Here is a 13,246-nt window from a genome sequence, read left to right on the forward strand (position 1 = left end):
CGCTGCGCCTTCCCGGGATGCACCCGGCCCGCCGCCCCCGCCGAGCGCCCGGGGCGCCCGCCGGCGTACTGCGACGACCCGGCGCACAACCGGCTCGCGGCCTACCGCCGCCGCCGTGAGCTCGCCGGGCGTGGCAGTGCGGACTCCGCCGGCACGCCCGCAGCCCGGGCCGACGCCGCCACCCGGCCGCTGGCGGCCGGTCGGCTGCACGCCGAGGACCTCGCCGCTCAGGCGCGCGCCCTCGCCGCCGAGCTGACCCGCACCCTCGACGCCTTCACCCGGCAGATGTCCGCCCTCGGCGACGTCACCGCCGCCGAGGCGGCCGTCGAGGCGGCCGAAGCCGAAGCCGCCGAACGGGTCGCCGAGGCGGTGGCCCGTGCCGTGCGCGCCGAGCAGCGGGCCCGCGCCGCCGAGGCGGCCCGCGCCGAGGCCGAGGCCGTCGCGGGCGAGGCGGTGAGCGCGCTGGAGGGCGCCGAGACGCGCCTGGCCGCCGCCGAGGCGGCCAGGCGGCAGGTGGTCGAGCACTCCGCCGAGACGGTCCGCGCGGCCAACGACGCCGCCGAGACGGCCCGCGCCGAGGCCGCACGGCGCATCGACGAGGCCGTCGCCGCCCGGGAGCAGGCCTCAACGCGGCTGGAGGAGGCCCGGCGCGCCGCCGAACACGACGCGCACACCCTCACCGAGCTACGCGCCGAACGCGACGCCCTGCGCGAGGACATCCGCCGCGAACGCGCCGAGGCCGACACCGAGATCACCCGGATCCGCGCCGAGGCGGCGGCGCAGCTCGACCAGGTCCGCGCGGCCGCGGCCGCCGAGGCTGAGCGGGTGCGTGCCGAGGCGGCGGCCGAACTCGACCGCGTCCGCTCCGAGGGCGAGGCCCGCCTGGCCGGCGAACGTCAGGCCGCCGCCGAACGTCTCACTGTGATCGGCGAGGCCCGCGCCGAGGCCCGGGCCCGCGCCGAACGCGCCGAACGCCAGGCCGACGAACTGACCGCGGAGCTTCGCGCCGTGCGCGCCAGCCCCACCCGCCCCGGCCCCACCTGATCAGGCCCCATCTGATCAGGCCCCATCTGATCAGGATCGCTCTCGTCCGGCGGGCAACACGGACCGGTGCATGAGCACGGATGCGACGTGGGTCAGGGCACGGCGCAACGCGCGACGCGGAACCCCACGTCGTCGAGGTGGAAGGCCGGGTGGCCGCGGCGGCGTACGGAGGCCCGGCAGCTCCAGTGCTCGTCGAACCACCCACCGCCCCGCAGCACCCGATAGGTGCCGTAGACCTCGGTGTCGTACAGGTCCCAGCACCAGTCCCACACGTTGCCCAGCATGTCGTACAGGCCCCAGGAGTTGGGCTGTTTACCGCCCACGTCGTGGATTCGCCCGTGGGAGTTGCCGCGGTACCAGGCAATGTCGTCGAGCGGCCCGTACCGCGGGCCGCTCGTGCCGGCCCGGGCGGCGTACTCCCACTCAGCCTCGGTCGGCAGCCGGTACCCCTCGGCGCGGGTGTCCCACTCGACACCCTCCCCGTCGGCACCCTCGCCGTCGGCCTGGACACGGTACGCGGGCGCCATCCCGTCGCGGTGGGACAGGGCGTTGCAGAACCGGACCGCGTCCCACCAGGAAACCCCCTCGACGGGCAACCGGTCCCCGTGGGCCGAGCCCGGCCGCTGGCCGACAACCGCCGCGTGCTGCTCCTGGGTGACCGGAAACGCCGCGAGACAGTACGGCGCGAGCTCGACCGACCAGCTGCGCTGCGTTCGCCGGTCGCACAGCGTCACCCGCCCCGGAGGGATGGAGATCAACGTGTTTCCCACGCCCGCGTCCATGGCCGGCGATCTTACCGAAGCTCGTCCGCACAGAGAGTCCCGGTAGGCGCGCGGGCTGTCCGTCTAGAGTGTTGCTCTAGAGTGTTGCTCTATGGGAGGTGCCGGGGTTATGGGAGGCGTCGGGGTAGCGCCCAGTCGGGCCCGGCTGGTGGACGCGGCCGTGGCCTGCGTGCTGGAGCAGGGCTGGGAGGCCACGTCCATGCAGGCGGTTCGGCGCCGGGCCGGTGTCAGTAACGGCAGCCTGTTTCACTACTTCCCCACCCGGGGGGACCTGGCCGCGGCCGTGGTGGGTGCGGGTCTTGCCGATCATCAGAGCGCGCTGTGGGGTGAGCTGCACACCTCGACCGGGCCCCGCGACGGCGTGACCCGCCTGGTCACCCGCCATCTGCGGTGGGTGGAAGAGCATCCGCCGCTGGCCCGACTGCTGCTGACCGCGCCGGTCGATGTCCTGCGCGGCACGATCGATGAGCGCACCGCCGCGGACAACCGCGGCTTCTTCGCCGCGGTGGCCGACTGGCTGCGTGGCCACGGCTGGTCCGACCGGCCCGACCTGGCGGTCGTCGTCGCGCTGTGGTTCGGCCCCGCCCAGGAATACAGCCGCCACTGGCTCGCCCGCCCCGCGGGCTCCCCGACGCTCGTCGCCGACGACCTGACCGACGCAGCCTGGCGGACGCTCGGTCCCCTGCTCACCCCGCAGAAGGAGTCATGACCCGTTGCTTGCAGTGCTACCGCCGTGCGCTCGACACGTTCACCACCATCGTCACTCGCGTGCCCGCCGACCGGTGGGACGCCCCGTCCCCCTGCCCGGTGTGGACCGGGCGGCAGCTGACCGGCCACGTCATCGACCCTGATCAGATCCGGTCGTACGGGAAGCGTGCGAATACCCGCACCGGGCATCTTCGGTCGGTGGCGCGGTATCTGGGCTGGCGGGCGCCGACGGCCTTGGAGTTGAAGGAGTTGGACGAGTTCCTGCTGGCGCGGGCGTTGGAGCATGACTCACCGGTTCTGCTGTTCCGGTTGGCGTGCGAGTACCTGATCTCGGCGCGGGTGATCCGGCCGGGTCCGGTGATGGTGGTCGAGCGGGTCGCGCACGCGCGGGAGGAGGCCCGGCGGGAGACGTTCGACCGGCTGGCGGACGAGTTCACCGACCAGCGGTGCGCCGGCCTGGACGGCCTGCTGGTGGACGATCCGATGATCGGTATGACGCGGTTACGGTGGCTGGCCACCGGACCGGTCGAGGCCTCGCCGGCGGCGGTGAAGGCTGAGGTAACGAAGCTGGAGTTCCTACGCGGTCTGGGCGCGCACACCCTGGACCTGTCCGTGCTGCCGGCCGAGCGGCGTAGGTTCCTCGCGACGGTGGGCCAGCGGTTGACCGCGCAGGCGTTGCAACGCCGCGAGCCGCAACGCCGCTATCCGATCTTGCTCACGATGCTGGCGCAGTCGGCGACCGACGTGCTGGACGAGGTCGTGCAGCTGTTCGACCAGGCTGTCTCGGCGCGGGAAAGCAAGGCCGCGCACAGGATGCGCGACGAGCTGGCCGAGCGCGGCAAGGCCGGTGAGGACCGCCAGGCCCTGCTGGACGCGATCCTCGCCATCGCCGCCGATCCAGCAGTGCCGGACGAGGACGTCGGTGGGTTGATCCGGGGGGAGAAGGTCGGGTGGGAGCGGCTGCGGTCCGCGCAGGCCACCGCGTTGCCGCCGCTGCCACGTGATCATGGGCATCTGGCCGCGTTGGACGGTTCGTACGGGTACCTGCGGCAGTTCACCCCGCAGGTCCTGGAGGCGGTGACATTCGCCGGCGGCACCGCCGCGACCGACCTACTCAAGGCGGTGGCGATCCTGCGGGAACTGAACGCCACAGGCGCACGGAAGGTCCCCGACACCGCGCCGGCCAGCTTCGTCCCGGCCCGTCGGCGTGGCTACCTGGACACCGCGGCGAAGCCAGGCAACGTCGCCGCCTACCGGCACTACTGGGAACTGTGCACGCTCCTGGCGCTGCGGGATGGTCTGCGCACGGGCGATGTGTTCGTGCCCGGCTCGCGCCGCTACTCCGACCCGGCCGCCTATCTGCTCACTCCGAGCAAGTGGGCCGAGCAGCGGGTCGAGTTCTGCCGGCTGGTCGGCAAACCCGCCGATGCAGACGCGGCGCTGGCCCAGGTGCAAGACGAGCTGCGCACCGCCCTCGGCGAGGGCGATGGCCCGGTGCGGCTGGATGGCGACGGGGACCTGGTGATCTCCCCGCTGTCGGCGGAGGATGTCCCGTCCGACCCGCGCACAGCGAGAACATCAACTTCTTCGGCGCGATCGAGGTGGACATCGAGGGCGAGCTCGCACAGCTCGGGCCGACCGGTTACCGGCCACTGCGCGTCCGCGACACGCTGTTCTGACCACGGCAGGTCGTCGTGCACGGCTTTTAAGCCCGGATGCCCTCGCCACCGCTGGCCTGGCCCCGTCCGATTCACCCCGACGGCCCGCGTCAGGCAGGCTGGGTGATGAAGGCGGTGATGGCGTCCAGGCCGGGGTGGTAGCCGTCGCTGGTGTCGATGGTGAGCCGTGGGAGGTCCAGGCGGATGTCGACGAAGGCGCCGAGGGAGTGGCGGCCGGCGGCGATGCCGCTGAGGAGTTCGGCATCGCCGTGGGCGGCGCGGTGGGGGTCGAGCCCGGCGCGGGTGGTGATCCGCTGGTGCGCGGTGGCCGGGTCGACGGTGCAGCGGATGATCCGCACGTCGGCGTGGGCGGTGAGCGGTTCCAGGTGGGGACTCCATAGCCGGTCCTGGAACGCGGCTTCGGCCACGACCGTGGCGCCCGCCTTCGCCAGGGTCTCCAGGACACCGAAGAAGGCGTGAAGAGCGGGGAGGTTGAGCGGGTCGTCGCCGCCGGCCTGGTAGCCGGGGCTGGCCAGGACCATTCCCTGTTTGATCTCGTCGCGGATCACCGCCGGGCAGCCGACGGCCGTGGCGACCGCGTGGGCGAGGGTGGTCTTGCCGGTTCCTGGCGGGTCGCTGACGACGGCCAGCACCGGCCTCCCCGTGGTCATGCCTCATCCTTCCACGCGCGGAGGTTCGCCCGCGGTCTCGCGAGGCGGTAGGCGATGAAGCCGGGCTCGTGGGACAGGCGGGCGAAGGCGTCGGGGTGGGTGCGCGCCATCTCCGGCTGGGGCTGGTGCTCGAGGAGAGCGTCGAGAACGAAGCCGGCGGCGGTGAACTCGGCGATCCAGTCCTGCAGGGGCTGCCGCCAGTAGCGGTGGGTGAACCCGCACGACCACTGCTCCTGCTCGTGGCGGGCCTCGAAGTAGCCGCCGCCGCTGGCCCGCCAGTCGGCGGTGGGATGGCTGGTGGAGATGACGAGGGCTCCGCCGGGGCGCAGGATCCGGAACAGTTCGCGGAGCGCGCCGGCGCGGTCGGGCAGGTAGTGGATGACCAGGGCGAGCAGTGCCAGGTCGACGCTTTCGTCAGGCAGCCAGTCCAGTGGCTGGTTCAGGTCGTGCTGGCGCAGTTCCGGGGTGGTGCCGAGCCGCTCGCGGGCGATGTTGATCATGTCGGTGCTGGCGTCGCAGCCGATGAGGTGGGCGCCGCCGCGCAGGAGTTCGGCGGCGTACAGACCGGGCCCGCAGCCGGCATCGAGGACGGTGAGTCCCGCGACGTCGCCGAGCAGGCCGAGCACGGCGGGCCGGTCGTAGTGGGCGTTGTAGGCGCTGACCGCGGCCTCGTCGGCGAAGACGTGGGCGTACCCGTCGTAGAGCGCCCGGCCGGCGAGGGCTTCCGTCATCCCCGTCCTCCCTGGTGAGCGGCTTCCAGATCGACGGTCCGGCCGGACGGCGGCGAGGGGAACATGGTGTCCAGCAACGCCGGGTCGGCAGGCTCCGCCGCGACGAAGGCCGGGTAGAGGGTCCGGACGGCGTGCTCGAAGGCGTGCGGCGGCACGGGCCGGTCGTACTCGATGGCGGCGTCCAGGCGCTCGTCGAACTCGGCGATCCAGCGCCGGTAGCCGACCACGAGGGGATCGTCGGCGGGCCAGGCGGCGTAGATGCGACGGTGGGCGAGGGTGAAGGGGGTCGGGCTGCGCCGGTAGGCGGCGGCGACGGTCCCGGCCGCGCCGGGAACCTGGTGGTAGACGCTGCTACAGGCGCCGGTGTAGGCGAACCGGTAGCCCTCGGCGTACAGGGTCAGCCACATCGCCCAGTCCTCGCAGTGCTGGAGGGTCTCGTCGAACCGGGCCGAGGTTCCAGTGTAGTTGCGGACGGTGACCGCTCCGGTGTGGATGAAGTTGGCGACCAGCAGGAAACCGGGATCGAAGGGGTAGCCCTTGCGCAGGACGGCGGCGCCGTCGGCCGGCCGCGGTATGGCGTCGACCCAGCGGTCGCTGACCAGCGCCGCGCCGTAGGCCACCTCGACGCGGGGATCAGCCAGGGTGGCGGCGGCGACGGCCAGGTGGTCGGGCAGGAAGACGTCATCGTCATCCAGGAAGGCGAGCAGGTCTCCGGAGGCGGTGGCGGCGCCCAGGTTGCGGGCGTGCGAGACGCCCCGCCGCTCTGGCAGCTCCAACAGGGTGATCGCGAGCCGCCCGCCCCAGGCGTCGATGACCTGCTCGGGTGGGGTGCCGCCGTCGGCGACGACGATGACCTCGAAGTCGCGCAGGCTCTGGCGGTCCAGGCTGCGCAGGGCCCGGTCCAGGTGCGCGGGCCGGTCGGCGATGGGGATGACGACACTGATCACTGGCTGCTCCCGGCGTAGGGCTGGCAGCGGACTCGGGTGGTGGCCAGCTGCCAGGCCCGGCCGCCGGGCGCGGTCAGGCGCGCGGCGGTTCGGGCCGGGACGGCGGCCAGTCGGTAGATGTCACAGCGGGAGTTCCCGCCGCCCGCCTGCTTCGTGCGGATGTGGAGTTCCCGCAGGGCGCGGCCGTCGCGGCTGATCTCGATGCCGCGGCCGTGCTGGGCGTCGGTGACGAGCAGGGTTCCGCCCGGGAGTTGCTGGCAGCCTCCGGCGAATTCGGTGAACAGCGCGTCTGGTGGATCGGCGTCGTAGGTGAACACGATCTCGCCAGTGGCGGGGTCGATCTCCAGGACGCGGGAGCGGCGCACGGCGCGCCCGTTGTCGAACACCAGCACGCTGCCGCCGGGCAGAGCGGAGGGCTGGTGCGGCCCGGACAGCTGGCCGGGTCCCCACCACCAGCGCACCGCACCGGCGCGCGGGCTGACGACGGCGATCAGGTCGAGCTCGCGCACCGCGACCAGGGTGTCGCCGTCGTCCCACAGGCCGGCCGGATGGGCGGGCACGGTTTCCAGGGTGTTGGCGTGCAGCACGTCGCACGGAGAGCCGGGCAGGTCCCGCAGCACACGGGAGACCTCTCGCCCGCGTCGCCCCGCGAGTCGGTGCAGGTCAGCGCATCCGGACGTCGCCGTGGCGCGGCGGGCGAGCTCGTCGTGGACTAGGCCGCGCAGGTGGTCGACGGTGGCGAGCAGGTCGTACAGCGAGTGCTGCTCGGCTGGCCGCCCGCCGAGCAGGCACATCGCTCCCGTCGGGGTCATCACGCTCGCCGCGTGTAACGGGATCCAGCCCGCAGCGATGATGAAACTGGCCCGTGACCTCGTTGCTTATCGCAAGACCGGCTCCTCCCGCTCCGGGGGGAACCCGTCACACCCGGGAGTTCCGCTGCCCGGCGCGGGCCCGGTTCGCCGCCGCGATACACGACCACGCAGCTCGCGGGCTCGATGTAGTCCCCGCGGTGCTGCCCAACGACGCCGGTGATCTCGTCACCGAGCATGGCGCCCACCGCTACCTGCTGGCCCAGCGCGCCCTGGGGGCTCCTCTGGGACAGGACGTGCGGCGTTGCGCCCGGAGAACCTCTCGGCGCTGCGGGACTTGCCGGTCACGCTCGTGCACGGCGACGTGCACCCGGGCAACATCCTGACCGCCGACGGTCACATCAGCGGAATCCTCGACTTCGATCTCGCCCGGCTGGCCCCGCCCGCCTACGAACTCGCCCGCGCGCTGCTCTACTGCACACCCCCCCGCCGGGCCGGTCGCGAGCTACGCGCCGCGGGTGACCGCGTTCCTCGCCGGCTACCTCGCGGTGTGCCCGTTGAGCCAGCACGAGCTCGCGACGATGGTCCCGCTCTTCGAGACAACACAGATCATCGACACCTTCGGCCTCGCCGTGTGCGACAGCGCGACGCCAGCTCTGCTGGCTTTCGGGCACGCACGTTTCGCGTTGCTGTACTGGCTCCACCGCAACGCCGCAGCCCTGACCCTCTTCGCCCTGCAGACGCGCCAGGACCGGTTGTCGCTAAGGAACACGCGGCTGCAGGCGCTGGTCTAACCAGCCTGCGGTGCAGCCGCGGCGATGTCGTGGCGGGCCCATTTCGGGGTGCGGAAGGGGTTGAGGTCGATGCGGGTTGGCTACGTCAGAGTCAGCAGCGTCGACCAGAACACGGTGAGGCAACTTGACGGGGTGGACGTTGAGCGGATGTTCACCGACAAGGCGTCCGGGGCAGCGCACCCGTGCGATGTGGCTGTGGTCTGTGGATCGTGGCGTCCTATCCTGTCCGGATGCAGGAATCCACGGCGGGTCACGAACGTCCGGTGCGCGGCTTCGAGCTGATCTGCGAGATCGAGCCGCCGACCCGGCCGGACCTGACCCATGCCCGCCACCAGATCGGCGTTCTGAGCCCCGTCACCGACGCGTTCCTGATCCCCGACAACCACATCGGACGCGCGACGGTGTCGAGCATCGCCGTCGCCCACGAGGTGCAGACGATGGGGGGAGGCAGCATCGCCTGCGTGAACTCCCGCGACCGTAACCTGCTCGGCTTCCGCCGCGACCTGCTCACCGCCGCGGCCTACGGCGTCGAGGAATTCCTGTTCGTCCACGGCGACAAACCCACCGCCGGGAACCGAACCAGCGACCTGACCGTGCGCGCGATGATGGACGAGGCCCGCGCGGCCAGCGAGGATCCGGTCTTCGCGGACATGCCGGCGTTCCGGGTCGGCGCCGCGGCCGGCCTACGTCCGCTGCCCACATGGAAACGAGCGGCCGACTTCCTGTTCGTACAGGTCAGCTACTCGATGGACGCCCTGCTGCGCTGGCGCGACGCCCATCCGGTCGAACTGCCGATCTACGCCGGCGTCATGGTCCTCGCGAGCGCCGGGATGGCCCGCCGCCTCGCCGCGACCATCCCCGACATCGACATCCCCGACGACCTCGTCCAAGCAGTCGAACGGGACCAGGCGGCCGGGGTCGAAGCGGCCTGCGACCAGGTGCTACGGCTGCGCGACAACGGCGCCTTCGCCGGTGTGCACCTCGTCCCGGTTAGCCGCTACCGCCAGGTCGCCACCCGACTTGAGGACCTTCTCTAACCGCCCGGGCCGTTTCTCGCAGGTCTTGGTACCCCTCACGCAGGGTCCAGCAGTCGATCAGCTGCTCCGGAGTGCACTCCCGCCGCATGGAAGTCCGACCTGGCCCGGGAGTTCGGCATCAGCCGCGAGAACGCCGGCCTGCCGGCCTCTACTGGGACGACCTCCCCGAGGACAAGATCGCGGCGATCCCGGTCCTGGCGGCGCTCCGGCCTCACACAGGCTGACCTGGTCAGCGAACATTCCCTCCGGATAGAAATCCGGTGGCCTGCCTGGCAGGTCCTCCCAGCTCAGCGAGCCTGCCGCCTGCGAAAACGTTCTTCCCAAGCGGTGGAATGACCTACGCACACCACCTGGCGATCATGACTTCTCGGAATCCGTCTCACGCGAGATAGCGAGGCGCTCGCCCGCCATCTGGCCTGCTGGTTCCTCGACGAGGTCCAGCCGGCGATTGCCGGGACTCTGGTGCTCGTCCGAGTCTCTGAGACCCCGGGGACCTGGGCCGAGTACGTCGTCGGCGCTGCCGGGTGACTGCCGGAGCCCAGGCCGGTCTGCTCGTGGCGGAGCGGTTTGGCCCGACGTTTCAGGGCGAGGGCGTCACGGCTGGCCAGCGGGCGGTCTTCCTGCGGCTGTCCGGGTGCAATCTGACCTGCTCGTTCTGCGACGAGCCCCATACGTGGGACTGGCGCCGGTTCGACCGGTCGGAGCACAGCGAAGCGATCCGGGCGCGCGCGCTCGTGGACTGGCTGCTCGCCCAGCCGGCCGAGCGGGTGGTCGTGACGGGGGGAGAGTCGCTGCTCCAGCAGCGGCGGCTGGTCCCGCTCGTCGCGGAGCTCCATCGCGCCGGCCGTCGGGTCGAGATCGAGACGAACGGGACCGTCGTTCCCGCCGACGACCTGGTGGCGGCTATCGACCGGTTCACGATCTCGCCGAAGCTGTCCGGTTCGGAGGTTCCGGAGCCCAGGCGGATCGTGCCCGCGGCGCTGCGCGCCTTCGCCGGGCTGAGCAGCGTGGCGTTCAAGTTCGTCGTCTCCCGGCCCGCCGAGGAGATCGAGGAGATCGCCGCGCTCGAAGCGCGGTTCGGCACGTTGGCCGACAGGTGGGCCATCGATCTGACGGTCAGCCAGGAACTGGACCTGTCCCGCGCCGGCAAGAGCCCCACAGCCTTCGCCTCGATCTCGGACATGATCAGCGCGTTGTCCGGCCGGCCGGTGCGCGTGGGCAGCCCGTTCTGGCAGCTGACCAAGACGGAGATCGTCGCCTGGTACCTCGCCGAAGGGCTGCCCGCCGCCGACCTGCTGCGACATCACCCTCGACGACGACCAGATCCTCCTCCGACTCGGCGACCCGTCCGTTCCGGTGCCCGAACTGTTCGCCGCCGCGACCCACCGGGACAACATGACCACGGCGACGAATCCGAACAGCCGCTGGCTGTTCCCCGGCCGCCGCGCCGGCCAGCCACTACACCCCGGCAGCCTGCTCGACCAGATCCGCGCCCTCGGCGTCCCGATACAGGCCGCCCGGATCGCCGCGCTACGCCAGCTCGTCCTGCAAGCGCCCGCCCCGGTCGTCGCCCAGGCCCTCGGCTACCACCCGATCACTACCCAATGACACCGCGCCGAAGCCGGTGGAACCTGGAGCCACTACGCCCGGGAGGCCACGAACATGTTCGCTGACCAGCTCGTTCACATCGTCACTTACGACACGGCGTGGCTCGCCCAGTTCGCTGAGCAGCAAGACCGGCTCCGCGCCGTCCTGGCCCCGTGGCTGGCCGGCGCGATCGAACACATCGGGTCCACCGCGGTTGCCGGCATGCCCGCCAAGCCTGTCATCGACCTGCTCGCCCCCGTGCGGTCGCTCGACGAGGCCCGGAGCGCGGTGCCAGCGATGGAAGCAGACGGATGGCTGTTCTGGCCTGATGATCCGTGCCGGCACTACCGGCTTTGGTTCCTGCGTCCGCGACCCGACGCCCGCACCCACCATCTGCAGGTGGTCGAGCACGGCCACCCCCACGCCACGGCACTGCTCGCGTTCCGGGACGCGCTGCGCGCCGACCCCGGACTGCGCCAGGACTATGCGGATCTGAAGAAGCACCTCTCCGGCGAGCACCGCGACAACCGCAACGCCTACACCAACGCCAAGAGCGACTTCGTCGACCAGGTCCTGCGCAGCACCGGGATCCAGCCGCTGCCACGCGATCTCCTACCCGAGTAGAACCCGCCCTCCCCGTCACCAAGAGCGAGGACAAGCCGGGCCTGAGGCCCGAACCCGCGACACTCGAATACGCGACTCTGCCCGTCTCAAACCCCGAGTCGTCAACCCGCCGTCAGGCCTGCTCGCCGGAGACCGTCCGCTGGGGGCGTACGCCGTCCGGCCGGTAGATCCTGGCCGGCGGCCCGGGGGGATCGGTGCCGAGGGTGTTCCCGCAGCGGGTGGAGATCCACGCCCGGGTGCCGCCGGGATGCGGCGCCGGCCGCCAGCTTTCCAGGTCGTAGGTCTCGCCGGTGGCGAAGCCCTTCCCGCCGTTCAGCGCCGGTAGCTGCGCGAAGTTCTGATGGCACGCCAGCTGGTCGCGCAGACTGTCGGCAAGCTCGCCGCGCAGGCCCGTCACACACCCCTGCACGGCCTGCCAGATCTCGGCGGCAACCTGGCCGCGGTCCCCGGCGCGCCGCCCCTCGGGGGTGGGCCGCACCTGGACGCGGAACCGGCCGTCCGCCCACTGCTGCACGATGATCTCCTCGACGTAGCGGCTCGGGCCGCAGTAGGGCGTGCTGGCGCCGGCACGGCTGCCGGTGCCCGCGCCGGCGGCCTGCGGGCTGTGTGTCGTTTCGGGGCTGTGTGTTGCCTCGGGGCCGGGGATGGGGCTCGGGCCGTGCGCGGGAGTCGGGCCGCCGGGGGGATGCACCCCCGCGGTGGCGCGCGGACCGGCCGGGGCGTCCGGGCCGCAGGCGACGGCGAGCAGCCCCACCGCCGGGACGCCCAGCAGGAGGACCCGCGCGAGGACCGCGTACAGGCGTGCCCCCACAATCCCGGACGCGGTACTCCCTGCGGTCCCCGCCACGTGTGCTCCCCCGGGTCCGGGGCGGGTGGGTTCCGCCGGTTACCGCCGCGTCAACCCACCGCACCGGCGGCCGTTAGGCGGCCTCGGGGGCGAGGCGTCAGCGGTGCAACGTACGGCGGCGGCCCACCGCCCGCCACACCAGCAGCACGACGATACCCCCGATGATCGAACCGACGATGCCGGACGGTTGCAGCGCGCCCTCGCTGAGATCACGGTTGAACAGGACGTAGCCGAGGAAACCGCCGACGAACGAGCCGACGATGCCGAGCAGGATCGTCGCAGGGATACTCATCGGGTCGGGCCCGGGCACGAGCAGGCGCGCGACCGCGCCGGCAACGAGACCAAGCAGCACCCAGCTGATGAGGGTCCAGACCACGGAAGACCTCCGGCCAGTAATGATCATCGATGGCCAACCGATGATCGAGGAGCTAGGACGTCCGCCGTATACCCGACCGACCCGGTTCGTCAAACAACGTCCGGAACGTCGTCCCGCGGACAGCCTGCCCGTCGAGATGACTCAGGAGATGGTGCGCCGCTGGATGGTGACCTCGTGCGGCTCACGGTCGGGGGTGTCGAGGGCGAAGCTGATGATCCGCCGAGGATGGATGCGGATGATCGCACCGTCGATGCGGCCGGCGGGACCGTCCGGGGCCTGGATGGCCTCCGCGGCGCCGCGGATCTCCAGGAAACACACCCGCCACGGGTCACTGGAGACGATGTCGTCGATGACGATCGCGGCCCTGCCCTGCCGGGAGACGTTGTGGAACTTCTGGCTCGCGGCCATGTTGTACCCGCCGATGTCGATCGTGCCCAGCTTCTCGTTGAGGCTGAACCCGACCGGGTTGACCTGCGGGGTGCCGTCGGCCTGCACGGTCGCCAGCCGGCCCAGGGGCTGGGTGCGCAGGTAGTCGGTCTCGAGCTCGGTGAAGGTCATGGCTTGCCTCCTCTGGTGGGGCGGAGCGGGGCCACGGGGACCGCCCCGACACTAGGGCCTGTTTGGGAAGTTT

General features: G+C 71.9%; 14 protein-coding genes and 3 pseudogenes. 9 read left to right on the forward strand and 8 right to left on the reverse strand.

All coding sequences use genetic code 11. The features are described 5' to 3' along the window. A partial coding sequence (locus ACY5KJ_RS10295) for a hypothetical protein (RefSeq protein ID WP_462203262.1) occupies nt 1-1,044 on the forward strand: 1,044 nt, incomplete at its 5' end. A 92-nt stretch (nt 1,045-1,136) separates the two neighbouring features. On the opposite strand, the gene ACY5KJ_RS10300 is transcribed toward ACY5KJ_RS10295, so the two are convergent. Then, nucleotides 1,137-1,826: a formylglycine-generating enzyme family protein gene (locus ACY5KJ_RS10300; protein ID WP_462188751.1), complete on the reverse strand. Its 690-nt coding sequence runs from the start codon at nt 1,824-1,826 to the stop codon at nt 1,137-1,139. Nucleotides 1,827-1,935: 109 nt separating this feature from the next. Here ACY5KJ_RS10300 and ACY5KJ_RS10305 point away from each other — a divergent pair, with 109 nt between their 5' ends. Both ACY5KJ_RS10305 and ACY5KJ_RS10310 read left to right on the forward strand, forming a co-directional pair. Continuing rightward, a complete protein-coding gene (locus ACY5KJ_RS10305; RefSeq protein ID WP_462188753.1) occupies nt 1,936-2,535 on the forward strand; it encodes a TetR/AcrR family transcriptional regulator in 600 nt (199 codons plus the stop codon). 134 nt (nt 2,536-2,669) lie between these two features. Beyond that, nucleotides 2,670-4,094: pseudogene (locus ACY5KJ_RS10310) on the forward strand (DUF4158 domain-containing protein); the annotation flags it as partial. 208 nt (nt 4,095-4,302) lie between these two features. Here the strand turns inward: ACY5KJ_RS10310 and ACY5KJ_RS10315 are convergent. Genes ACY5KJ_RS10315 through ACY5KJ_RS10330 form a run of 4 tightly spaced genes read right to left on the reverse strand, consistent with a single transcriptional unit; the run spans nt 4,303 to nt 7,353 of the window. After that, nucleotides 4,303-4,863 (reverse strand): P-loop nucleotide/nucleoside kinase family protein, encoded by a 561-nt coding sequence (locus tag ACY5KJ_RS10315; protein ID WP_462203263.1) that lies wholly within the window; start codon nt 4,861-4,863, stop codon nt 4,303-4,305. Continuing rightward, on the reverse strand, nt 4,860-5,594 hold the full coding sequence (locus tag ACY5KJ_RS10320; protein WP_462188756.1) for a class I SAM-dependent methyltransferase: 735 nt from the start codon (nt 5,592-5,594) through the stop codon (nt 4,860-4,862). Before ACY5KJ_RS10320 ends, ACY5KJ_RS10315 begins: the two co-directional genes overlap by 4 nt. Beyond that, complete coding sequence (locus tag ACY5KJ_RS10325; RefSeq protein ID WP_462188757.1) at nt 5,591-6,541, reverse strand: glycosyltransferase family 2 protein; 951 nt, start codon at nt 6,539-6,541, stop codon at nt 5,591-5,593. Before ACY5KJ_RS10325 ends, ACY5KJ_RS10320 begins: the two co-directional genes overlap by 4 nt. Then, the gene (locus tag ACY5KJ_RS10330; RefSeq protein WP_462188761.1) at nt 6,538-7,353 is read right to left on the reverse strand and encodes an arylsulfotransferase family protein; all 816 of its coding nucleotides are present in this window, start codon (nt 7,351-7,353) and stop codon (nt 6,538-6,540) included. Before ACY5KJ_RS10330 ends, ACY5KJ_RS10325 begins: the two co-directional genes overlap by 4 nt. A 361-nt stretch (nt 7,354-7,714) precedes the next feature. On the opposite strand from ACY5KJ_RS10330, the pseudogene ACY5KJ_RS10335 reads away from it, so the two are divergent. The 6 genes and pseudogenes from ACY5KJ_RS10335 to ACY5KJ_RS10360 form a co-directional block, all read left to right on the forward strand. Further along, nucleotides 7,715-7,819 (forward strand): annotated as a pseudogene (locus tag ACY5KJ_RS10335) (phosphotransferase); the annotation flags it as partial. A 49-nt stretch (nt 7,820-7,868) separates the two neighbouring features. After that, a complete protein-coding gene (locus ACY5KJ_RS10340) occupies nt 7,869-8,144 on the forward strand; it encodes a hypothetical protein (RefSeq protein WP_462188990.1) in 276 nt (91 codons plus the stop codon). 69 nt (nt 8,145-8,213) lie between these two features. Continuing rightward, nucleotides 8,214-8,315, forward strand: a pseudogene (locus ACY5KJ_RS10345) (recombinase family protein); the annotation flags it as partial. Nucleotides 8,316-8,374: 59 nt separating this feature from the next. Then, nucleotides 8,375-9,181, forward strand: coding sequence for a methylenetetrahydrofolate reductase (locus tag ACY5KJ_RS10350; RefSeq protein ID WP_462188991.1), 807 nt, complete (start codon nt 8,375-8,377; stop codon nt 9,179-9,181). A 554-nt stretch (nt 9,182-9,735) separates the two neighbouring features. After that, the gene (locus ACY5KJ_RS10355; protein ID WP_462203264.1) at nt 9,736-10,854 is read left to right on the forward strand and encodes a 7-carboxy-7-deazaguanine synthase QueE; all 1,119 of its coding nucleotides are present in this window, start codon (nt 9,736-9,738) and stop codon (nt 10,852-10,854) included. Next, on the forward strand, nt 10,844-11,392 hold the full coding sequence (locus tag ACY5KJ_RS10360; RefSeq protein ID WP_462188994.1) for a GrpB family protein: 549 nt from the start codon (nt 10,844-10,846) through the stop codon (nt 11,390-11,392). The genes ACY5KJ_RS10355 and ACY5KJ_RS10360 overlap by 11 nt, the downstream gene beginning before the upstream one ends. A 112-nt stretch (nt 11,393-11,504) precedes the next feature. Here the strand turns inward: ACY5KJ_RS10360 and ACY5KJ_RS10365 are convergent, their stop codons facing one another. The 3 genes from ACY5KJ_RS10365 to ACY5KJ_RS10375 form a co-directional block, all read right to left on the reverse strand. Further along, nucleotides 11,505-12,239, reverse strand: a complete 735-nt coding sequence (locus tag ACY5KJ_RS10365) for a DUF2599 domain-containing protein (protein ID WP_462188995.1) — start codon at nt 12,237-12,239, stop codon at nt 11,505-11,507. A 97-nt stretch (nt 12,240-12,336) separates the two neighbouring features. After that, complete coding sequence (locus ACY5KJ_RS10370) at nt 12,337-12,615, reverse strand: GlsB/YeaQ/YmgE family stress response membrane protein (RefSeq protein ID WP_462188996.1); 279 nt, start codon at nt 12,613-12,615, stop codon at nt 12,337-12,339. 141 nt (nt 12,616-12,756) lie between these two features. Then, nucleotides 12,757-13,173: a PPOX class F420-dependent oxidoreductase gene (locus ACY5KJ_RS10375; RefSeq protein WP_462188997.1), complete on the reverse strand. Its 417-nt coding sequence runs from the start codon at nt 13,171-13,173 to the stop codon at nt 12,757-12,759. Between the last annotated feature and the right edge of the window lie 73 nt (nt 13,174-13,246).

It is taken from the genome of Frankia sp. CcWB3 (assembly GCF_977927595.1).

Coding starts and splice junctions, on each gene's coding strand:
- ACY5KJ_RS10300 (WP_462188751.1), bottom strand. CDS start 1,826: ATGGACGCGGGCGTGGGAAACACGTTGATCTCCATCCCTCCGGGGCGG.
- ACY5KJ_RS10350 (WP_462188991.1), top strand. CDS start 8,375: ATGCAGGAATCCACGGCGGGTCACGAACGTCCGGTGCGCGGCTTCGAG.
- ACY5KJ_RS10320 (WP_462188756.1), bottom strand. CDS start 5,594: ATGACGGAAGCCCTCGCCGGCCGGGCGCTCTACGACGGGTACGCCCAC.
- ACY5KJ_RS10375 (WP_462188997.1), bottom strand. CDS start 13,173: ATGACCTTCACCGAGCTCGAGACCGACTACCTGCGCACCCAGCCCCTG.
- ACY5KJ_RS10330 (WP_462188761.1), bottom strand. CDS start 7,353: ATGACCCCGACGGGAGCGATGTGCCTGCTCGGCGGGCGGCCAGCCGAG.
- ACY5KJ_RS10360 (WP_462188994.1), top strand. CDS start 10,844: ATGTTCGCTGACCAGCTCGTTCACATCGTCACTTACGACACGGCGTGG.
- ACY5KJ_RS10315 (WP_462203263.1), bottom strand. CDS start 4,863: ATGACCACGGGGAGGCCGGTGCTGGCCGTCGTCAGCGACCCGCCAGGA.
- ACY5KJ_RS10305 (WP_462188753.1), top strand. CDS start 1,936: ATGGGAGGCGTCGGGGTAGCGCCCAGTCGGGCCCGGCTGGTGGACGCG.